The organism is Paenibacillus sp. QJM3NY_38, assembly GCF_056173265.1.
The window spans coordinates 5748171-5768778 of the sequence record NZ_CM149665.1 but is presented as its reverse complement, the minus strand read 5'-3'; the positions used below and the strand labels follow the sequence as shown (position 1 = coordinate 5768778).

Below are 20608 nucleotides of genomic sequence, written 5' to 3'. Positions count from 1 at the left end.
GCACGATAATGATCAATCGTAACCAAGGAGAAGCATTGGGGGGCGGTGCACGCCTATTGGAAGGATGGGGTTGATGAAGACGGGACGCTGAAGGGAGCTGAGCGGCAGCGTGAGCGTTTTGCGGGAATAGATCCAGATCATGAAGTGATTGTGTATTGCGGCTCCGGGCTGTCCGCATGCCCGAACGTGCTGGCTTTGCGAGAAGCGGGATACCGCAATGTGAAGCTGTATGCAGGCAGCTGGAGCGACTGGATCAGCTATAAGGATCATGAGATTGCCGCAGGTGAAGCTTGATCATGCTGAGTTTACCTGATTAAAGGTGCATCTCGCAGATCTCCCTCGACTTGACGTAAGGTTTATCGACGGTATAGTTGAAATCATAATCGTTCGTAAATCAACATGCGGCAAGGGGGAAACACCGACCTTGATGGAATGTAAAAGTTTTATTGGCGCGCATGATGAACATTGGGAAGACGACGGCCTGAGGAGCCATCAGGAACTGGAGATCACGCTGATCATGGAAGGAAGCGGCCGCTTTTGCGCGCACGGCAGGGAAGCGAGAGTAGAGCCCGGGAACGTGGTTCTCATACCGTCCGAAGTGCCCCATTCGTTCCACGCTTTGTCCCCCATACGCTTCGGCGTGCTTTTGGTCGACGGCATTACGCCCGAGGTGAGAGAGCTGTTCGACAGGCTCATTCAGGATGACCGCACTCGTATTATTGCCTTATCCCATCTGGATCGGGACCGTTATGAACGGTTGTTTCGCGAATGGCTGAGGATCCATTCGTCCCCGTTGAAAGACCCGCTTCGGAATTATCTGGTTTGGGTGGAGCTGCTGCTATTATTTCTGAGCGAACACTCCCATTCGGATCATCAAGCGTTGTCCATCTCGTTTATCGGCGACTACATCCGTCAGCATATCCGGGATCCTGTGCATGTCTCTACCCTGGCAGAAATGGCGGGACTGTCCGAGGACGGGTTTCGCAAACAGTTTGCCAAAATATACGGCATGACCCCGAAGCAGTACCAGCAGCAATGCCGGCTTGCGGAAGCGAAGTGGCTCCTAAGCTCCTCCGATAAAGACCTCCAGACGCTTGCTGAATCGGTCGGCTTCTCCCAGCTTCACTCGTTCTCGCTCTGGTTCAAAAAAATGGAGGGCTGCCCCCCATCGGAGTGGAGAAACCGGCAGCGCCTATATCATCACTAACGTGCTTACGATAGGCCACCGCGGATGCAGACGGGTTTTGCGTAAATTTAGTTCGGTTTTCGGTAACGACTTCCTCTTCCGAATCCTCTAGGATAAGGAGACTAGAAGCGTGGATGTTTTCGTTTCAGGTTGATCCTGACGGATTAGAAAGGGGAGGTTCGCTATGAAGGTAACCATCGGAACAAAGGGAATTGGAGTGGGAAGGTAAATACCTCACGGAATTAAGTGACTGCAATGACATTTTGGAGGATACAGAAGCACTGCGAAACCGGCTGCAGGAGGATGGATATCTCCTGATTCGCGGATTCCATAAGCGGGAACAGGTCTTGAACGCAAGAATGGAGTTTTTGCGCAAGCTGGAGGCTATGGGCAGGCTTGATCCCCATGCCTTTGTCGAAGACGGCGTCATCGGATCGGAGAATAAGGGGGGGATGTGGGGCGGCGGCACCGAGCAATTGCAGCCGGATTTCCCCCAGTTTTTGGACGTTGTCAATTCGCCGGCGGTGCTGGACTTTTTTGGACGATTGCTGGGCGGACCCGCGATGACATACGACTACAAGTGGCCGCGCGCCGTCGCCCACGGAGGAAATACCGGCGCTCATTACGATGTTGTGTATATGGGCAGAGGCACGAAAGATCTGTACACCATGTGGACGCCCTTTGGGGACATCCCTCTTGAGATGGGAACGTTGGCGATGTGCCTAGGCTCCCAGCATTTTACGAAAATCAAGCAGACCTACGGGGAAATGGACGTTGATCGCGACAATATCGCTACGGGCTGGTTCTCCGAGGATCCCGTCGAGATTGTGGACCGTTACGGCGGGCAATGGGCGACGACCGCTTTTGAAGCCGGCGACGCCATTATATTCGGAATGTATATGATGCACACTTCGCTGAATAACAGCACCAACCGTTACCGTATCAGCGCGGATACCCGCTATCAGCTTGCATCCGAACCGGTGGATGAGCGATGGATCGGCCGCAAACCCAAAGGGCATTATGCTTGGGGACGCACACCCCAGAAGTCAGTTGCTGAAGCGCGCAAGGAATGGGGAGTATAAGCGATCGAATGGCTTAAACTCGGATTGCGAGTGGAGTACAACGCAAAAAGAACGCAAAGCTCGTCGACCAGATCACTGGAGGCATGGCCATGAAGCCGTGCCTCTTTGTTGTTTTTATGCGGTGAAGGCAGGCGTATCATGCCAGGGTTCCAAGGTAGCAGGAAACATTTTTTGTGAGGGAGGGATATCGTGTGAAGGAAATGGTCTTCGAATATGCCGATATGAAGTACTCCATACCTTCGGATATGGAAAAAGGGGGTGGAATCAGGATTCTGCGTACAGGCCGGAACCGGGTCAAACCCCACTATCTCGTAGGCCCTAAAGTATCCGAAAATTATGCGCTGCATTTTGTTCTGAACGGAATGGTTTCACTGGCTTACGGGGACGAGGAGGTTACGCTGTCGGCAGGGGATGTCTTTTGCCTGTTTCCTCATACGAGGTACAGCTACTGGGAGCCGAACGGCCATCTCGAACCGGCGCTGCGCATGCAGTGGGTCGTTTTGGATGGAGGATTGACCGACATGGCTTTGAGCCGGATCGGGCTGCATGCGTGCAAGCCATATGTGCGTAACGCGATGAAGGGTGAGCTGCAGGCGGTGCTGGATCAAATGAACAGGTGCGTTGACAACGAAACCGTCGGAAACGAGTTTGCACGACAGAAATGGTTATACCGTCTGTTTGAGCTGCTGGCGGGTGCCGCGGTCCAAAAAGGGAGTAAATCGAACTGGCTTGAGCAAAGCGTCTATTATATGGATTCCCATTACATGGAGGGGATCACCGTTACGGATGTGGTCGAGCATGCCGGCGTACACCGGACGCATCTGTACTGTGAATTCATTCGAGTGTACGGCATCAGTCCAAGCCATTATCTCATGAAGCTGCGGATGGAGCGGGCTGCGGTGCTGCTGACCGACACCGATGTATCCGTCACGGAGGCGGCTTTTTCGCTGGGATACTCCAACCTCCACACGTTCTCGAGAGCATTCGCTAAATATCACCGCACGTCGCCTACCTCGTATCGGCTGCAGCATGTGCCAGTTCCGACTTAGGTGAACGCAAAAAAGGCATGCCGATCAAGGCTGTGACAGGGTGTAGCAAGGAACCTGCTGAGGCCTTTTTTTGTTAGAACCATATGATGATTCCAGCTTATTTGGCTGCATTTATGCTAGAATGGGATCAGGTTAAATTCAGGAGGCGTTCGAGATGAAAACAACTATCGTTCACGGGCAAACTTATATGGGGATTAGCGCATAATTGCCCTTAAACTGCGTGCTTCCCCGCCTATGAAAAGGGGAACAACGATTTGAAAACATGGATATTGCAGCAGTATGATTACCACGTATGGGCAAATCGCAAGGTTTGCGAATATTTGCAGGGACTTTCGGAAGACGTATACCGCAAGGAGATTGTCAGCGTCTTTCCATCCATTTATGACACGATGGTGCACATCTATGTCATTGATTCCGGCTGGCTGTCGTTCTTTAACGCGGGCGGAGTTACGGAGATGTCGCCTGCGTACTTGGAGAATCTGAAGGATTCGATCGATCGGCTGGTTGCGGAAACGGAAGGTAAGCGAATCGAAGAATTAGGACAGCTAATGGACGATCTGGCGGCGCGATTCCGGCAGTTCATCGAGCTGCATGAGAATCTGGAAACCGTCTATCCGTCCGGCGACTTCAAAGCCAGCTGCCTGAATTATATTCAGCATATGATCAACCACGGGACATATCACCGGGGGAACGTGACCGCGATGCTCCGGCAAATCGGCCATCCGGGAACGCCCACCGACTACGGCTATTACTTGTATACCTTAAGTCACTAAGCGTCTAATATTCCTATTAAGAGCTGCAAAAAGAGCCTGGAACTTCGCGTTCCAGGCTTTCTTTATGGTCTCGGTTGCTGCTCCTAGTCGGTTGTTGCGTTTCGTATAACGGACACGCTGGATTCCCTGACGATGAGCCTCGGTTCGAATTGGACGCGTTCGTATTGGCCGGACTTTTGCTCGCGAAGCCGCTTGAGCAGCAATTCCGTAGCCAGCCGGGCTACTTCATCGCCCATGATAGACACCGAACTGATCTGAGGCGTCGTGACGGTGGTCCATACATTGTTATCGATGCCGACGACGGCCACGTCAGAGGGGACCCGGACCTTCAGCTCTTTAAAACGGTTGACGATGCCGATGGCAACCATATCGTTTACAGCATAGATGGCGTCAGGCATATGCTTCAGGCCATAAAAATAGTCCGCCGCACGAACCCCCGTTTCAAACGAGAAATCCTCCCCGAAATAGACAAGAGACGGATCGACTTGCGTTAGCGACTGCTCATATGCCCAATACCGCTCTTCGATTTTATCTTTGGGCGCACCCGCGTAGGCAATGCGGGTCCGACCGATTTTCAGCAGATGTTCCATGACAAGCCTGCCCTCCTGGCGTGCCAGGCCGACGATATCAGCTTTATACTCATCTCCCAGCTGTTTCCCGTAATTAATGATTGAGACGGGGAGGCTGGATTTGTTGATCAGGTCGCCCAGCGTTTTCGGATAAGCCAGCGGCATGATAATCAAGCCGTCTACGTGCAGCTTCTTGATATCTCTCACGATTTCAAGCTCGTTTCGGGCATTCCCGGCCGTATTGATCTGAACGACCCGATACCCGTGCTGCTTGGCGGTCTGTTCCACCGACCAGGCGATTTCCGGGATGATCGCATTTCGGATGTCAGGCACGGCCAAGGCGATTTGATTCGTCTGCCGAACCTTCAGGCTTTGAGCCGATGTATCCGGACTAAATCCGATTTCTTCGATCACCTGCATGATCCGTGCTTTCGTTTTCGGACTGATCCCCTTGCTGTCGTTGATGGCTCGGGACACGGTTGCAATGCCAACGCCCGCTTGTTTGGCGACATCTTCAATCGTCACTTTTTTGGGATTCACCATATTCAAAAAGTCCTCTCTATATCGGAAACGTTTCCTGTTATTAATCTGATTCTAAATCCTGATGGAGTAATATCTATATTATAACATTAAGAATACCTTCAATTCATGGAACACCTCGCTAAGAAAAGAGGTGCGGCGGAAGAGGACGCATAAATAGCTGCAACTCCTTAAAAAAGTCGATGAACCCTGATCACCAGTTGTCCATGACTTTTTATACATTCTGGTCCATCGTGTTTGACAGATTGTCAAAACTGTGACATATTTGATTTCGGAAACGTTTCCTATTTTGTATTTATTTTTTCGAACCTATAAGGAGATGAAGACAATGCAAGCATTGCGCTGGCATGGAGTAAAGGATCTGCGTTTGGAGACCATTGCGGAGCCGCAAGTTACGAGTGGAAAAGTGAAAATCAAGGTTGAATGGTGCGGGATTTGTGGTAGCGATCTCCACGAATACGTAGCCGGGCCTATATTTATACCTGAGAATACGCCTCACACCCTTACTGGAGAACAGGCTCCGGTGGTTATGGGCCATGAGTTTTCCGGCCAGGTGGTAGAGGTTGGCGAAGGCGTTACGAAATTCAAGGCTGGTGACCGCGTGGTTGTTGAGCCTGTATTTGCATGCGGAAAATGCGCAGCATGCAAACAAGGAAAATACAATCTGTGCGACGAAATGGGTTTTTTTGGCCTTGCCGGCGGTGGCGGCGGATTCTCCGAATATGTCGCCGCGGATGAGCATATGGTTCATAAAATTCCGGATAGCGTCTCCTATGAACAAGGGGCTTTGGTAGAGCCTTCGGCAGTTGCTTTGTATGCCGTACGCCAAAGCCAGCTGAAGGCAGGGGATCGGGCAGTTGTATTCGGTGCGGGGCCGATCGGTCTGCTCGTTATCGAGGCATTGAAGGCAGCAGGGGCGTCCGAGATTTACGCCGTGGAGCTGTCGGCTGAGCGTAAACAAAAGGCTGAAGAATTGGGTGCCATCGTGATTGATCCGAAGGCTTACGATGTGGTTAAGGAACTTCATCGCCGTACCGGCAGCGGGGTAGATGTTGCATTTGAAGTGACGGGTGTTCCGCCCGTGCTGAATCAAGCGATCAACTCTACGAAGATTGGCGGACAGATTATGATTGTCAGCATATTCGAAACTTCAGCTCCCATCGTGCCAAACGATGTTGTGATGAAGGAACGGAATATTACCGGAATCATCGGTTATCGCGACGTATTCCCGGCTGTCATTAGCCTGATGGAAAAAGGGTTCTTCCCGGCGGATAAGCTGGTCACCCAGCGGATCAAACTGGATGAGGTTATTGAACGGGGCTTTGAGGCTCTCCTCAAAGAGAAGAACCAGGTGAAGATCCTGGTGCGTGCTCACTAATAAAGCCGCTGCGTGACGCAGTTGCACAGCTTATGAAAGACCGCGTAATGCGGTCTTTTTGTTTTGCGGAATAAAAAGGTTGCCTCCGAGCTGAGTCAGAGCAGTGCATAGCACTCGCTGATGTACGCCAATCAATCTTTAGCACATGATACAAAACAACGGCGATTACCTCCGAATGGATTCGGGAGGTGATCGCCGTCTTTTTTTAAACTCATTCAATTAATCCTTGATCAGCAAATAAATAAAGTAGGGAGCTCCGAGGCAGGAGACAACCAATCCAACCGGAATTTCGGAAGGGGCCATCAAGTTCTTGCCGATCATATCGGCCACAAGCAACACCAGCGAGCCCAGCAGCGCGGAGACCGGCAGCATTCCCTGATGACGGGGACCCACAAGCTTACGCGCCAGATGCGGAGCAACCAGTCCAAGAAACGCGATGCCGCCGCCTACGGCCACGCAGGCGCCAGCCAGGGCAACGGAGATGAACAGCAGCGTTCTTCGCTCGCGTTCTACCGTGGCCCCAAGTCCCGCTGCCGTGTGGTCCCCAAGGTTCAGCACATTCAAATGTTGCGATTTATACACCGCCCAGGGAATCAGCAGAAGGATCCACGGAAGGATCGCAACGACATATTCCCAGCTTGCGCCCCAAATGCTTCCGGACAGCCAGATGGTAGCCTGCATGAAATTGTTAGGGTCCATCATGAGCTGGAACACGATAATAAGCGCGCCGAAAGCCGCGTTAATGCCAATCCCCACAAGCACCAGCCGGATCGGCGTTACGCCTTGCTTCCAGGCCAGCGAATAGATGAGAAAGGCGGCAAGAAATGCACCGAATAGGGCGGCAAAAGGCATGATATAGACAGACCATATGCCGGAGCTGAACGAGCTGCCTTGGAAATAAAAGATATACAGCACAACGGCCAGTCCTGCTCCGGAATTAATGCCTAGGATGCCCGGGTCTGCCAGCGCGTTCCGCGAAACACTCTGCAGAATAGCACCGGAGACGGCGATTCCCGCACCGATCAGGATGGCAATGACCATGCGGGGTAAACGAAAGTGCATCAGAACGGTATAATTTTGCTCAGATCCCGTCCCGTTGAATGCTTTGATGACCTCAGCGAGCGGGATTTTCATCGTTCCCATATTCAGGCTGAACAGAAACACGGCTAATATGGCCAGCAGCAGGATCATCGACACGGACATGATTTTTCGCGTTGTATTCATCGCTACAGCCCCCTCCCTTCCCGACGTGCAAGATAGAGGAAGAAAGGAACGCCGATCATGGCCGTAATTGCGCCAACAGGCGTCTCGAACGGAGGGTTGATCATCCGCGCGCCCACATCGGCAAACACCAGCAGAAGTGCTCCCATGACAGCGGAGCAAGGGATGATCAGCCGATAGTCGGGACCTACGATGAAGCGAACAATATGCGGGATGACAAGCCCCACGAATCCGATCGTTCCGCCCACAGCGACCGCTGCGCCCGTGAGGAGCAGCACAACGAGCGTGCCAAGGAACTTCACGGTTCCTGTTTTTTGGCCAATCCCGGTAGCGACCTCTTCGCCCAGGCTCATGACGGTAATGGATCTGCTGAGCGCGAGTGCAATGAGCAGCCCAATGATGGCGACAGGGATCAGAAGCTGCACGTTCACCCACTGCACGCCCGACACGCCTCCGGCATACCAGAAGCTGATATCCTTGGCAACGTTAAAGCGGATGGCAATGGCCGAGGAAATCGAGCTCAGGAGCGCGGTTACGGCAGATCCGGCCAGAGCCAGCTTGACGGGCGTCAGGCCCCGTTTGGATAACGAGCCGATGAGAAGCACGAGTCCGGCCCCAAGGCCCGCACCGGCAAAAGATAGCAGCATGAGCACGGTGTTGGATGGCGACTCCATAAAGGCAAACCCAATCGACATCATGAAAGTGGCACCTGCGGTGACTCCCATAATGGAAGGGGAAGCAAGCGCGTTTCTTGTCATGCCTTGCATGATGGCTCCGGAAACCGCCAGGGAACCGCCGATCAATGCAGCTGCCAGGGCCCTCGGCATGCGCAGTCTCTGGATAATCTGGTGCGAGGTGGAATGGGCATCGAAGCGGACAAACGCTTCCCATATGGTGGACAATTTAATGTTCGAAGCGCCATAGATAATGGAGGATGCCATAGCGGCAGCCAGCAGACCAAGCCCCAGCAGAATGACGGCCGCGGCTGTCTTGGGGCGGTAAATGGATTTTGCGGTTGATTTGTTAATGGGCTGATTTGCTTGCATAGTCACCTAAACCTTCGTGTTGATAAAAAAATAAAAATGAAAGTATTGTAATTGAGAATGAATTTCATTATCATGGTTATTATTATATCACTTCATCCCAAGATTGCTAGTGATCTAAGCAGAAAAAATATACATAAAGGGGACCTGATTAATGAGTCGGTTCAAGAAAAAAATATGGATAATCGCAGGACTCTTGGCAGCTTTCACGCTGCTTGCAGCTTGTGGAAATAGCAAGGACGCAGCCGGGAACGAGCCAACGGAGGCGCAAACGCCAAACGAGCAGAGCGGCGGCACCGAAGCCAAGCCAAGTGAAGGTGGCGCAGAGACCAAGACGGAACGGACACTGAAAGACGCCATGGGCCATGAGGTGAAAATTCCAGCCGAGCCGAAACGGGTCATCGCTTCTTACTTGGAGGATAACCTGGTGGCGCTAGGGATTACCCCGATCGCGCAGTGGTCGGTCAAAGGCGGAAGCGTCCAGGATTATCTGCAGGATTCATTGAAGGATGTGCCTACGATTGAGCATGATCTTCCCTTTGAAGCGGTAGCGAGCTTCCAGCCGGATTTATTGATCATGGACTCGGCTTCCATGGTAGAAGGCAACAAGTACAGTCAATACGAGAAGATTGCTCCAACCTACGTCATCGGCAATGAGGTCAATAACGATTGGCGCGAAGAGCTGAAGAAAGTGGGGGAAATCTTTGGCATGGAAGAGGAAGCGCAAGCGGCGCTCGATCAATACGAGCAGAAGGCAAAGGAGGCCAAGGAGAAAATCCAGCAATCGATCGGCGGTGAATCTGCTGCAGCGATTTGGCTTGTCGGCGGTAAATTGTTCGTCGTTAGCGAGACATTGTCCAGTGGAGCCGTTATGTATGGCGACTTGGGACTTACGGTACCGGACGTGGTGAAGGAAATTTCGGCATCGGCTACAGGCAACTGGTCCTCCATTTCCCTGGAGAAATTGGCCGAGCTCGACGCGGATCATCTGTTCTTTATTAACAGCGACGGCGAAGGGGCTGAAGTGCTCCAAGATCCGCTCTGGGCGAATATTCCGGCCGTTAAGAACGGCAACATCTATGAATATGGAAAAGATACAAGCTGGCTGTATACCGGTACGATAGCCAACGGCCAGATCATTGATAACGTGCTGGAGAGTTTGGTGAAATAAACGCTGTCAGATCGAGCCAATCAGCCGTCTTCCCACATTAGTGGGGAGGCGGTTTTTTGTATGGGTGCGTATATGGAACAGGAACGGCGGAAACATTCAGCAGGAAAACGTGGGCACTCGCAGAACTAGTTAGCGAGGTGGGAATGATGATGCCGAAGTATATGCCGGACTTATCCAATGTGCAGGCGAAGCTGCACCGATACTGTATGCGAATCTCAGGAGATCCATGGGAAGCGGAGGATCTGCTGCAGGATGTCATGATAAAGGTGATGCGAGCCGTTGAAACCGATCCTGGAAAACATCTGTCCAATGCCTATTTATATCGCATCGCAAGCAACGCGTGGAAGGACCGACTGAAGAAGGATAAGCCCGGAATGAGGGTTTCCGAGGATGCGTTAGGAGATAGGGCGGCCGAGGATGACGGCTTGTCCACCAGAGAGCTCTTGGAGGCCTTAGCGGACCGGTTGTCTCCACGGGCGATGGTTATTTTGCTGCTGATGGACGTTTTTGATTTCACGGCCAGGGAGACGGCTGATTTTCTCTTCATGTCGGAAGGGACGGTTCAGGTGTCGCTCGGACGTGCGCGAACCAGGCTGAAGAAGCTGCATCGCTTGCAGCAAACAGGCATGGAACCTAAGCTGCAAGAGAAATCCCGGGCAGGCACAGCGGCAGGACTGGATTTGGATGGGCTTGTGGAGGCCTTTCGGAAAAGGGATCCCAAAGCCATTTGTACCTCGTATCTCCAATTGACGAAGCTGCGAATAAGAATAAGCAAATTGAGCCGGGTTGGCGGAGCCCTTACATTTTATATGGAAGATCCGGATGGAAACGTATGGAAACTTACGGAATAAAACATTATATTTGGACGCTGTTTGGTTTTAGCCCGAAATTTCGTTACTTATGTGTCAGCAGCTATATAAGCAAATCAAAGAGGAGGAAGGTTTTTTGAAAAAATCCCTTTTGTACGGCGTTGGCATCTTTGTACCGGTCAGTGATCTGAAGCGTTCGACGGCGTGGTATACGGATATGCTCGGGTTTGAAGTGATCCATACGGATGAACCGAATGCGGTGGTCATGCGAATGAATGATGAGAAGGTTTCCTTCTGCCTCGTGCGGTCCTATGAAGTGAAGCAGCCGGTTTTTCCCAGAAATGATTATGGCGTGGGGCAATATTTCAACCTGCATACCACGAATGTAAGTGAAATTCATCAACGATTGGTTGCCAAGGGAGCCGACGTGACGGAAATTGAGGATTTTGGCGGGTTCAAGGGCTTCTCCCTGACGGACCCAGACGGCAACCGCTGCGGAGTGACGGAGTAACGACAGCGAGAAGCAGAATGGCTATAACCGACGGGCATCGTGTTTGCCCAGACGATCGATTAGGAAAAACACCCATTCATCGACTTGGCATGGATGGGTGTTTTTGCTGCGGTGATTATCGAATGTGCATCAACAGTCGTATCAAATCCGTTATTCCTGATCCCGACAGTGCTCCTCGGCCGCCGAAGTAAACTCTTCCTCATTCTCGGAAGCAAGTTTATCACCGTATTGGTCCAATCGTTCAGGGCTGCTGGAAGGACCGTCGTTCTTAGGTTTGCTGTTTCTGCCTGTCATGCTGTGTTCCCTCCTTATGTGGGGTTCTCATCGATTGCGAACGTACGAATGATCGTACTTTGCGAACGTTTATGTTGTTCCTGATTTGGCTCGGGATTATGCACGCAGGGTCTCATCTTCCGTTTATGAAGTTATGATGAAAGCGCTCGTAGCTGCTTGTTCGTTTCAGCCGTGAATGATACCATAATAGAATTTAGAAGATTCATAGATTCAACACGCTTAAACGATATGGATACCACGGAGGTTGCGATATGAAGCTAGTGTCATGGAACGTCAATGGATTGCGGGCCTGCGTAACGAAGGGATTTATGGATTATTTTCAGCAGGTGGATGCCGATATATTTTGCGTGCAGGAAACGAAACTGCAAGCGGGGCAGATCGAGCTCGATTTAGGGCCGGAATATCAACAATATTGGAACTATGCGGAGAAGAAGGGGTACTCGGGAACGGCGGTATTTACGAAAATCGCCCCATTGTCCGTTCGCTATGGTCTGGAGGAAGACAGCGAGCCCGAGGGCAGAGTGATCACGCTGGAGTTTGAGGACTTCTATCTCGTAAACGTGTATACGCCGAATGCGAAGCGCGACCTGAGCAGACTGGATTATCGGCTGGAGTGGGAGGAGCGGTTCCGTGCTTACTTGCTTCAGCTTGACGAACGTAAACCCGTGATCGTATGCGGCGACTTGAATGTGGCGCATCAGGAAATCGATTTGAAAAATGCCAAGTCTAATCATGGCAATTCCGGCTTCACCCTGGAGGAGCGCGGCAAAATGACCGATCTGCTGGCAGCGGGCTTCATCGATTCCTTCCGCCACTTCTACCCGGACCGTACGGACGTATACAGCTGGTGGTCTTATATGGCCAAGGTAAGGGAGCGGAATATCGGCTGGCGCATCGATTATTTTCTGGCGTCTGCCCGTTTAACCGAGAAGCTGAAGGATGCCGAGATCGACTGCCATGTGATGGGAAGCGATCATTGCCCGGTGAGTTTGACGCTCAGCGAGTCATTGCGTTAAAATTCAGATTTTAAAAAAAGCCAACCGAAGAGCAGGGGACTGGATAACAGCCTTGCCTACGCCGGTTGGCTTTTATATTGAAAGCAAAGGCTCCGTTCACCCAATCTGATGCTTCAGCTTGTCCAGAAAGATCGAGGCCGGCTTCGACAGATGGTGTGTTCCGGGCTGTACCCATCCGAATGAAGAAGCAGTGTGGCCGGGGGGCATCTCCAGCTCCAGCGTTACGATGTTTCCCGAAGGTACGGGTGTGAAGCTGGAGAAGGACAAATCGACCCCCACCGTGACCGCTACATTTTCTTCGACGACCTTCTGTATGACCCTTGTCTGGTTGGTTGAGAAGAGCAGATCCATTTCCCCGTACTGCTCCTCGAATACATCCATCAGCTTGAACAGACTGTCATCCTTGTAGAGAACCAAGGGATATTTACGCAGTTCTTCGGGCGTGATCGATTGCCGCATGGCAAGTGGAGATTGACGGCTTACCCCCACCACGAATTTGCTCTCCAGCAGCTTGCCGAAGTGAAGTCCGCGGTGTTGATGAATGGTGGAATCATCCACAAAAATCAAACCGATATCCGCATGATTTTGTTTGATATCCTCAATAATATCAAGTGTCGCTTTTTCCGTAATTTCGAGTTTGATCTGGGGGAAGTCCTTTTTGAACTGGATAATGGCATCGATGGACAGCGTTAAGGGGACCGGAACCGTAGCAATCCGCAAAGATCCGCTCAGCAGGTTGGAATATCCTTCGGCTTCTGATTTCAGCTCCTGGAATTGTTCCAAAATGGCATAGGCTTTCTGGAGGATTCGCTGGCCCTCGGCTGTGGGTACGGCACCAAGCCGCGATCGGGTGAACAAGGAGAAGCCGAACTCGGCTTCCAGGCTGGACACTGCTTGGCTGACGGCGGAAAGGGTAACGTTGCAATTCTGGGCTGCTTTGGTTAACGATCCTGTCTTGGCTGTCTCCACGATATATTCCAGTTGTTCAAGATTCATATGACCCCATCCTTAATCTATAGTTAAGTAATATTAATTAGGTTTAAATTTACTTAAATATAACGCAGCGTTACAATGAACACAAGGACATGGACACACAATGTTCAAACAATAACGCTATTATACCCTAGGAGGTCATTGATAATGTCAGAACAACGTGTAGCGGTAATTACCGGCGGAGCGAGCGGAATCGGTCGTCAGGTCTCCCTTAAATTTGCAAGAAAAGGCGATCGTGTCGTCGTTGCCGATTATAATGAGGCAGCTGGTCAAGAGACGGTCGATTTGATCAAAAAAGAAGGCGGCGAAGCCACTTTCGTTCAAGTCGATGTTTCCAAACAAGAAAGCGTCGAGGCGCTTGTGGATAGAGCGGTTGAGCTTTACGGCCGCATCGATGTCATGCACAACAATGCAGGTATTGGCGGGGCTGGACCGGTCCTCGAGCAGAATATGGATCTCTATCATCGCACCATTAACGTGAATCAGCACGGGGTGGCTTACGGTATTATCGCAGCAGGCAGAAAGATGAAAGAGCTTGGCATTAAAGGCGTGATCATCAATACAGCATCCGTATTCGGATTCCTGGCTTCACCGGGAACGTTTGCTTATCACGCTACAAAAGGCGCCGTCATCATGATGAGCAAATCCGCTGCGCTTGAACTGGCACCATATGGCATTCGCGTCGTTGCCGTTGCTCCTGGAGCAGTGGATACACCGATTATCCAAGGTTATAAGGATTCCGGGATGCTGGATTCCATGAGAGCCAAAGTCATGGGCGGTGAATTAACACAGCCTGAGGTTGTTGCGGATACCGTGTATCTCGTGTCACTGGATGAAGCCGCTGCGATTACAGGCAGCGTGGTCATGGCTGACCAAGGTTACGCTTCATTTAAATAATGTAACGGTCACATAATGGATTGCTAATTATCAATATACGCTAATAAAAACCTCTCTTTTGAATGGATGCTGGCTGCAGCCAGCATGATTTGAAGGAGAGGTTTTCTAGGTTTTCCTGTCAAAAGATTTCCTCTCTCCGCAAAAAACAGTTAAAATAGAAAGGAAATTTAAAAGACCATACATATGGTGTCAGACGACGATTACTGGAAGAGAGGTATATAAATATGATCATTAAACCTAGAACACGCGGATTTATTTGCACAACATCCCATCCTGTAGGCTGCGAAGCCCAGGTGCAGGAGCAGATTGATTATGTGTTACAACAGCCTGGCATCGAGGGCCCGCGCAATGTGCTGGTTATCGGCGCTTCCACCGGGTACGGCTTGTCGGCCAGAATTGCTGCCGCATTCGGCTCCCGGGCAAATACGGTAGGCGTGTATCGTCCCAGCCAGGCAACCGAGAAGCGGACTGCTTCGGCAGGCTGGTATAATTCGGTCGCATTCGAGAAGGCAGCGGAGGCTGCAAGCTTAAAATCGTTCAGCGTGACAGGAGATGCTTTCACGCAAGAGACCAAAGCCAAGACGGTTGAGCTTATCCGCAAAGAGCTGGGACAGGTTGATCTCGTGGTGTACAGTGTTGCCTCGGCGCGCCGTACGCTGCCTGACACGGGTGAGACGGTCAGCTCCGTATTGAAGCCGATCGGACCGGCCTATACCAACAAGACGGTAAACTTCCATACGGGTGAAGTGACGGAGGTAACGATTGAGCCGGCCACGGAAGAGGAAGTGAAGAACACCGTAGAGGTGATGGGCGGCGACGATTGGGAATTATGGATGAATGAGCTGGCGGAAGGCGGCGTATTGGCTCCTGATGTGACCACGATTGCGTTCTCCTACATCGGCTCGGAGATTACCAAAGCCATCTACCGGGATGGATCCATTGGACAAGCCAAGGATCACCTGGAGGCAACCGCGCTGAAATTGAACGAGAAGCTTGCTGCCGGAGGCGGGCGAGCTTATGTAACGGTCAGCAAAGCGTTAGTGACCCAATCCAGCTCGGCGATCCCGGTCGTTCCGCTGTACGTATCGGCGCTGTACAAAGTGATGAAGGAGAAGGGGCTTCACGAAGGCTGCATCGAGCAGATCTATCGTCTATTCTCCGACCGCCTCTATAAAGGGCAAGAAACGCCGGTGGATGAGAAGGGTCGCATCCGTATCGACGATTGGGAGCTTCGCGAGGATGTACAGGCCGAGGTAGCCGAATTGTGGAGCAAGGTAACAAGCGAAAATATTGAAGAATTGACTGACCTTGCCGGTTACCGCCGCGAGTTCTTCCAACTGTTCGGCTTTGAAACCGATGGCGTGGATTACGATGCGGATGTTAATCCAGTCGTCGATAATCCGAAAGCCATTTAATAAGTACAAGCGAGAGTCCAGGATCATATCCAGGACTCTCTTTTTTATATCATCAAGGCCGAATTCTTTATTCTCATATTGTTCCGTGACAAATGTGTTTGGGAAGCCTCTGATTCATTCAGGTTATAGGTATGTAGATTTGGGCCTTAGAGGCATGTACCGAGGTTCTCAGCTCCAAGCTGTAGAGCGACGGGTTTGGCGTAAGGGCACGTTGTTTCAACTGCTGGATAACATAGGCATAGGACTGGTCGGTATCCTCCCGGTCGGAATGCCCCTCATGGATGTACATGGCATATTCCTGTGTCGGCAGGGTTAAACCCACCATCCGCTCCGGCGTATCACGAATCGTCGTTACCTCGATTCCGGCTACATAGTGATAGATCTGCTGTCGATTCAAAACAGCGGCAATATACAAGGGCTTCGACGTTTTCTTGCGGATATATGGAATTTCCTCCATACGGTCCTGGAGTTCCTGCCAGAGCTTTGGCTTGAGGGCTTGGGACATATAATAGGCCGTAAAAGGAAGCTTCATCTCCAGACCGACGATCAGCGTTTGCGGTTTGATGATCCGCTGAATAGATTCATTCGTCTGTGCGGATCGTTCTCGCTTTTGCCGCGATGTCAGAATGGAGTAGCCGCCGTTTTTCCCCTCATTGGCGTATAAAGGGACACCTAAACGAGACAGCTCATGAAGATAGCGGAGCATCGTACGGTACGATACCGAGAATTCTTCGGCTAATTCGCCAACAGTGAAGTTTTGCCGTTCATACACCCGCTGCATGACCTTAAGGATGCGTTCGGTTTTGGGCATGTTATCGCTCCTGTGATTTTTTTATACTGTGACAGTTTCTGGCATAGTTCAAGTATATAATGAAACCAAATACAGGATAAAGGAGCATTTACTGATGACAATCGATCAACGAAACGAAGCAGCGGTTACGACTAAGGAAGCTTTTCAGGCGATAGGATTGAAGTGGGAAGGCACATTTGCCGAGGCGGGTGCAGGCGGGATACGTGCAGTGCATCGGTTGATGCAAGAACGGCTCGCGGAGATACCCTATGCCTTGCATACCGACACGCTGCTGGGGCTATCTTATCACGCTCTTCCCGGTGGTGACGGATTTATTCACTACGCGGTCGTGGAAGTGGAACGGATCGACGAAGTGCCGGAGGGGATGGTTACGATATCCGTTCCCGCATTAACCTATGCCACTTGTACTCATCGGAAAGAGCAGCGCATCGATCAGTCCTATAACAATATCTATGCCTGGATCAAAGAACAAGGTTACTCGGAATATAACCCGGACCATTTAACGCATTTCGAAAAATATCCGATGAGTCAGGATCCCTATGCGGATGACCCCGAATTTATCATCATGATTCCTGTTCAAATATGAGAACAGGAAAGTCCTCGAAGGATTGGGGACGCTGGGCTTGTTTCATATAGGCGGGGAAAAATGATGGAGTGCTCACCGCACGATATAGATCTTCGTAGCGGTGAGCAAAAAATACGTCGTTACTGCGGAGTTGTATTAAGCCTTTCTAATCACGGGAATCCATAACTCGTTCTTATACTCGTCCGGAGGAAGATAGCATTCGATGGCGGGAAGCGGCGCGAGATCATAAGTTTGGGATGGTATCCACTCCGTATAAAGACGTTTCCACATCTCTGCAATGCCGCTTGGATCTCCTTCCAGCTCGAATACGGCCCAAGTGGCGGCAGGGAAATGTCGCTGTACCATCGGTTCCTGAGGCGTATCCGTGGATACGACGGACATGATGTAGTCAAAATCCTCATTCTTCCCATAGTCACCGTCTGCACAAACACCGAGTATTCCGCGGATCGGATGGTCCTGCACACGATAGTTCCATAGTTTCTCGAAAATGCCCTTCTCCTGCCCCTCCATCCAGAGGCGGGGAACGTCTTCATAAGCACGCTGCGTGCTTACCTGCTCCTTGAAACCGACAACGGAAAACTCCTTCATTTCTTCGATTCTGTAATTCATTTCGGCAGCCCCTCGCATTGAGAATTGAAAGGAGATGCGGGGATAGGCCTTCAGTTTGGTGCCGGTCTGGCGTGCAGCCGTCGGCGTTGTGCCATGCATGTTCTGGAACGCACGCGCGAACGCCTCCGGGGAATCATAACCATATTTAAGCGCCAGATCAATTACTTTGATATCGCTGTTTTGAAGCTCGTAAGCGGCCAGTGTCAGCCGGCGTCTCCGTATGTATTCGGACAGCGACACATCCGTAATGAACGGAAACATGCGTTGAAAATGATAAACGGAGCAGCATGCGATCTGAGCAGCTTCAGCGTAATCGATCTCCTCGGTTATGTGCTCTTCTATATAGCCTATGGCCTCATTCATCCGCTTTACCCAATCCATCCGGTCATCATCCTTTCTAAGATCAATATATAAGAAGCTGCGTTTGCTAGGCCTAGCCGTTGCTGAACGGATTCCGCTAGCCCGGTTATCTAAATCAAACCATCATTCCAATGCAGCTACTAGGCAAAAAATACAGCTTAGCGGTTTGGCGTCTACGGATACGAATGTCCATACTTTACGAGCACATGCCACAGCTGTTTGAGATGCTGGAAGGTTTCATCATATGTTCCCCAATCGCTCCATTCGCTTGAATCATGGTGCAGTTGGGCAGCCGCTTTGCCGATAATGGCTGCATCCAGCATGCCCAGCGAGCCTCCAAACCGTTGATCGATCCGCTTGGCGAGCGGCGGCATGGCGGGTCCCCGAAAATCATCCGGAACATCCCGTACAGCAAGGCAGAAGCCGGGATGCCAGGACAAGGTGAGGTTATACCGTTCACATAAAGCATGAAGCAAATGTCCAATTGGGGTGTTCCTATAGGAAGGATCGGCTACCAGGGCCTCCACATCGCTGGACAAGTCGATGACGCCATGGATCTGCGCTTCAATATAATCATCCAAGGAACGACCGACAGGCACGGAAGAACCGATATACGATGAAGGCAGATGAAGAAGCCGTTCCAGCATGGATGGAATGTCCACATTCGGGGAACCCAGGGCCGAGCCAGTGGACTCAACTTGATGCAAGAGTGCAGCGAGAATGGAATCCCACCGACGGAGCGTGCCTACATACTCGGGACCTGCATGACTGTCTCCGAACGTGAAGGTACAGCGGTTCAATACGTTAGGGGACAGCACCAACAAACAGGAGCCAAAGCGGGGAGACGCACCATCGGCATAATTCATAAGATTAAGTCCTCCGTATTTCGGCCGCTCGTCGTTACGCACACCGGGCTGCTGGTAGGCTCCGCCAAACAGGAGCCGTTCCCATTGGTCGCGGTCACCGCCCGGATAAGCGGTCTTGCTTCCATTGGTCACGCTCGTGGTGAACTGGTTATGATATATGCCTTCTGCCAAGAGGGATTCGATGACAGCGTGTCCGGCGGGCAGTATCCGATCCGGATGGAAATTCAACGTGACGCGGGCAGATTTTTCGATATGGGTTAACAGTGAGCCGACCGTTACGGAATCTTTTCCATGCTTCCGCAAGATGTGCTCCGTCATTTTCAAGGCGGCCCTTCGCTGGCCCGCCGCTGTTGATTCGACATGAAGAATCGCTTGTTGCTGCGCTTCAGATAACTGTTCGTTCATACTTGGATTTCCTCCATACTCTCCATACTAAACAACGATCGCATTGATCCTCATCATTTCTAGTCCACGGGCTGTGATTCCTCTATTGCTGCTGCAAATGAACGTATTCTTAGTACTTAACGGGATGAATTTATAGAGAAGGGGGACGGGCAAAGATTGCTGCTGACCAGCCATCATGCTTTAATGAAACTAACATGAATGGATATAAGAGATGGAGGTATTATATATGCAGCCTAATTTCAGCATACAGGATAAGATCGCAATTGTGACGGGGGCCAGCAAAGGCATCGGTTATGGACTAGCCCAAGCGTTGGCAGCGGCAGGGGCCAAGGTTGCCGTCATGGCACGAAGCACGGACCTGCTCCATCCATTGGTTGAGGAAATCTCTCAGGCAGGAGGTCAGGCCAAGGCCTATGAGCTGGACGTCCGGAATGTGGAGCAGATCCGATCTGTATTTGGTCAGGTAGCCAAGGATTTCGGCCGGCTCGATATCGTGGTCAATAACGCGGGTCTGGGAGAGGGGGTGCTGGCGGAAGACATCACGGAGGATTATTGGGATGAGATGATGGACGTGAATTTGAAGGGCGTATTTTTCTGCTGTCAGGCCGCTGGCCGTATCATGCTTGAGCAGGGGGTCGGAAAAATCATTAACGTCAGCTCCCAGGTGAGTGTCGTTGGGATTACGGAAGGGGCAGCCTATTGCGCCTCCAAAGGCGGCGTAAATCAGCTGACGAAGGTGCTGGCGCTGGAGTGGTCCAGCCGTGGCGTGAACATTAATGCCGTCGGCCCTACGTTCATCCATACGCCGGGAACAGCCGAGCGTTTGGACTCCCCTGATTTTCGTGACGGCGTCCTGGCACGGATCCCGGCAGGGCGGATCGGCACCATAGGCGATGTGGCCGGAGCCGTTATTTATCTCGCCTCCCCGGCAGCTGATCTCGTTACTGGCACTTTGCTGCTTGTGGATGGCGGCTGGACGGCACAATAAAGCTGCGTTGGTGTAGATGTAACCCATGATTTTTAA

The 20608-nt window shown here is 51.4% G+C and carries 21 protein-coding genes and 1 pseudogene; 14 read left to right on the top strand and 8 right to left on the bottom strand.

From position 1 onward, the window contains the following. Positions 1 to 39 precede the first annotated feature (39 nt). The 5 genes and pseudogenes from AC0VZ8_RS26600 to AC0VZ8_RS26580 all read left to right on the top strand — a co-directional run. Positions 40 to 294: pseudogene (locus tag AC0VZ8_RS26600) on the top strand (sulfurtransferase); the annotation flags it as partial. Positions 295 to 427: 133 nt separating this feature from the next. Beyond that, positions 428 to 1207: a helix-turn-helix transcriptional regulator gene (locus tag AC0VZ8_RS26595; protein WP_475487769.1), complete on the top strand. Its 780-nt coding sequence runs from the start codon at positions 428 to 430 to the stop codon at positions 1205 to 1207. A gap of 191 nt (positions 1208 to 1398) precedes the next feature. Then, on the top strand, positions 1399 to 2268 hold the full coding sequence (locus AC0VZ8_RS26590) for a phytanoyl-CoA dioxygenase family protein (RefSeq protein ID WP_475484979.1): 870 nt from the start codon (positions 1399 to 1401) through the stop codon (positions 2266 to 2268). Positions 2269 to 2468: 200 nt separating this feature from the next. Continuing rightward, on the top strand, positions 2469 to 3317 hold the full coding sequence (locus AC0VZ8_RS26585; protein ID WP_475487768.1) for an AraC family transcriptional regulator: 849 nt from the start codon (positions 2469 to 2471) through the stop codon (positions 3315 to 3317). 254 nt (positions 3318 to 3571) lie between these two features. Next, positions 3572 to 4090 (top strand): DinB family protein, encoded by a 519-nt coding sequence (locus AC0VZ8_RS26580; RefSeq protein ID WP_475484978.1) that lies wholly within the window; start codon positions 3572 to 3574, stop codon positions 4088 to 4090. An 83-nt stretch (positions 4091 to 4173) separates the two neighbouring features. Here AC0VZ8_RS26580 and AC0VZ8_RS26575 read toward each other — a convergent pair whose 3' ends face one another. Next, the gene (locus tag AC0VZ8_RS26575) at positions 4174 to 5202 is read right to left on the bottom strand and encodes a LacI family DNA-binding transcriptional regulator (protein ID WP_475484977.1); all 1029 of its coding nucleotides are present in this window, start codon (positions 5200 to 5202) and stop codon (positions 4174 to 4176) included. A gap of 325 nt (positions 5203 to 5527) precedes the next feature. On the opposite strand from AC0VZ8_RS26575, the gene AC0VZ8_RS26570 reads away from it, so the two are divergent. After that, the gene (locus AC0VZ8_RS26570) at positions 5528 to 6577 is read left to right on the top strand and encodes a 2,3-butanediol dehydrogenase (protein ID WP_475484976.1); all 1050 of its coding nucleotides are present in this window, start codon (positions 5528 to 5530) and stop codon (positions 6575 to 6577) included. Between the two features lie 219 nt (positions 6578 to 6796). On the opposite strand, the gene AC0VZ8_RS26565 is transcribed toward AC0VZ8_RS26570, so the two are convergent. Together AC0VZ8_RS26565 and AC0VZ8_RS26560 are read right to left on the bottom strand one after the other, a co-directional pair. Further along, the gene (locus AC0VZ8_RS26565) at positions 6797 to 7801 is read right to left on the bottom strand and encodes a FecCD family ABC transporter permease (RefSeq protein WP_260068097.1); all 1005 of its coding nucleotides are present in this window, start codon (positions 7799 to 7801) and stop codon (positions 6797 to 6799) included. A gap of 2 nt (positions 7802 to 7803) precedes the next feature. Continuing rightward, on the bottom strand, positions 7804 to 8844 hold the full coding sequence (locus tag AC0VZ8_RS26560) for a FecCD family ABC transporter permease (protein WP_475487767.1): 1041 nt from the start codon (positions 8842 to 8844) through the stop codon (positions 7804 to 7806). Positions 8845 to 8995: 151 nt separating this feature from the next. Between AC0VZ8_RS26560 and AC0VZ8_RS26555 the strand changes: the two genes are divergently transcribed. The 3 genes from AC0VZ8_RS26555 (at position 8996) to AC0VZ8_RS26545 (ending at position 11332) form a co-directional block, all read left to right on the top strand. Continuing rightward, positions 8996 to 10012, top strand: coding sequence for an iron-hydroxamate ABC transporter substrate-binding protein (locus tag AC0VZ8_RS26555; RefSeq protein WP_475484975.1), 1017 nt, complete (start codon positions 8996 to 8998; stop codon positions 10010 to 10012). Between the two features lie 56 nt (positions 10013 to 10068). Further along, positions 10069 to 10863: an RNA polymerase sigma factor gene (locus AC0VZ8_RS26550; protein WP_475484974.1), complete on the top strand. Its 795-nt coding sequence runs from the start codon at positions 10069 to 10071 to the stop codon at positions 10861 to 10863. 94 nt (positions 10864 to 10957) lie between these two features. Further along, positions 10958 to 11332: a VOC family protein gene (locus AC0VZ8_RS26545; RefSeq protein ID WP_071217928.1), complete on the top strand. Its 375-nt coding sequence runs from the start codon at positions 10958 to 10960 to the stop codon at positions 11330 to 11332. 150 nt (positions 11333 to 11482) lie between these two features. Here AC0VZ8_RS26545 and AC0VZ8_RS26540 read toward each other — a convergent pair whose 3' ends face one another. Further along, positions 11483 to 11626, bottom strand: a complete 144-nt coding sequence (locus tag AC0VZ8_RS26540) for a hypothetical protein (protein WP_009595787.1) — start codon at positions 11624 to 11626, stop codon at positions 11483 to 11485. A gap of 251 nt (positions 11627 to 11877) precedes the next feature. Between AC0VZ8_RS26540 and AC0VZ8_RS26535 the strand changes: the two genes are divergently transcribed. Next, entirely contained in the window at positions 11878 to 12642 is a 765-nt protein-coding gene (locus AC0VZ8_RS26535; RefSeq protein WP_475484973.1) for an exodeoxyribonuclease III, read from the top strand. A gap of 96 nt (positions 12643 to 12738) precedes the next feature. On the opposite strand, the gene AC0VZ8_RS26530 is transcribed toward AC0VZ8_RS26535, so the two are convergent. Then, a complete protein-coding gene (locus AC0VZ8_RS26530; RefSeq protein ID WP_071217930.1) occupies positions 12739 to 13638 on the bottom strand; it encodes a LysR family transcriptional regulator in 900 nt (299 codons plus the stop codon). A gap of 144 nt (positions 13639 to 13782) precedes the next feature. On the opposite strand from AC0VZ8_RS26530, the gene AC0VZ8_RS26525 reads away from it, so the two are divergent. Both AC0VZ8_RS26525 and fabV read left to right on the top strand, forming a co-directional pair. Beyond that, positions 13783 to 14532 carry an SDR family NAD(P)-dependent oxidoreductase gene (locus AC0VZ8_RS26525; protein ID WP_071217931.1) on the top strand — a complete coding sequence of 250 codons (750 nt, stop codon included), beginning with the start codon at positions 13783 to 13785 and terminating at the stop codon, positions 14530 to 14532. Between the two features lie 224 nt (positions 14533 to 14756). Then, entirely contained in the window at positions 14757 to 15947 is a 1191-nt protein-coding gene (gene fabV / locus AC0VZ8_RS26520; protein ID WP_475484972.1) for an enoyl-ACP reductase FabV, read from the top strand. Between the two features lie 118 nt (positions 15948 to 16065). Here fabV and AC0VZ8_RS26515 read toward each other — a convergent pair whose 3' ends face one another. Next, entirely contained in the window at positions 16066 to 16758 is a 693-nt protein-coding gene (locus tag AC0VZ8_RS26515) for an HTH domain-containing protein (RefSeq protein WP_475484971.1), read from the bottom strand. A 94-nt stretch (positions 16759 to 16852) separates the two neighbouring features. Here AC0VZ8_RS26515 and AC0VZ8_RS26510 point away from each other — a divergent pair, with 94 nt between their 5' ends. Continuing rightward, entirely contained in the window at positions 16853 to 17344 is a 492-nt protein-coding gene (locus tag AC0VZ8_RS26510; RefSeq protein WP_475484970.1) for a GyrI-like domain-containing protein, read from the top strand. Positions 17345 to 17479: 135 nt separating this feature from the next. Here the strand turns inward: AC0VZ8_RS26510 and AC0VZ8_RS26505 are convergent, their stop codons facing one another. Both AC0VZ8_RS26505 and AC0VZ8_RS26500 read right to left on the bottom strand, forming a co-directional pair. Further along, positions 17480 to 18334, bottom strand: coding sequence for an AraC family transcriptional regulator (locus AC0VZ8_RS26505; RefSeq protein ID WP_475484969.1), 855 nt, complete (start codon positions 18332 to 18334; stop codon positions 17480 to 17482). Between the two features lie 152 nt (positions 18335 to 18486). After that, complete coding sequence (locus tag AC0VZ8_RS26500) at positions 18487 to 19584, bottom strand: DUF3626 domain-containing protein (RefSeq protein WP_475484968.1); 1098 nt, start codon at positions 19582 to 19584, stop codon at positions 18487 to 18489. A 226-nt stretch (positions 19585 to 19810) separates the two neighbouring features. Here AC0VZ8_RS26500 and AC0VZ8_RS26495 point away from each other — a divergent pair, with 226 nt between their 5' ends. Further along, the gene (locus tag AC0VZ8_RS26495; protein ID WP_071217937.1) at positions 19811 to 20572 is read left to right on the top strand and encodes an SDR family NAD(P)-dependent oxidoreductase; all 762 of its coding nucleotides are present in this window, start codon (positions 19811 to 19813) and stop codon (positions 20570 to 20572) included. Positions 20573 to 20608: the final 36 nt, after the last annotated feature.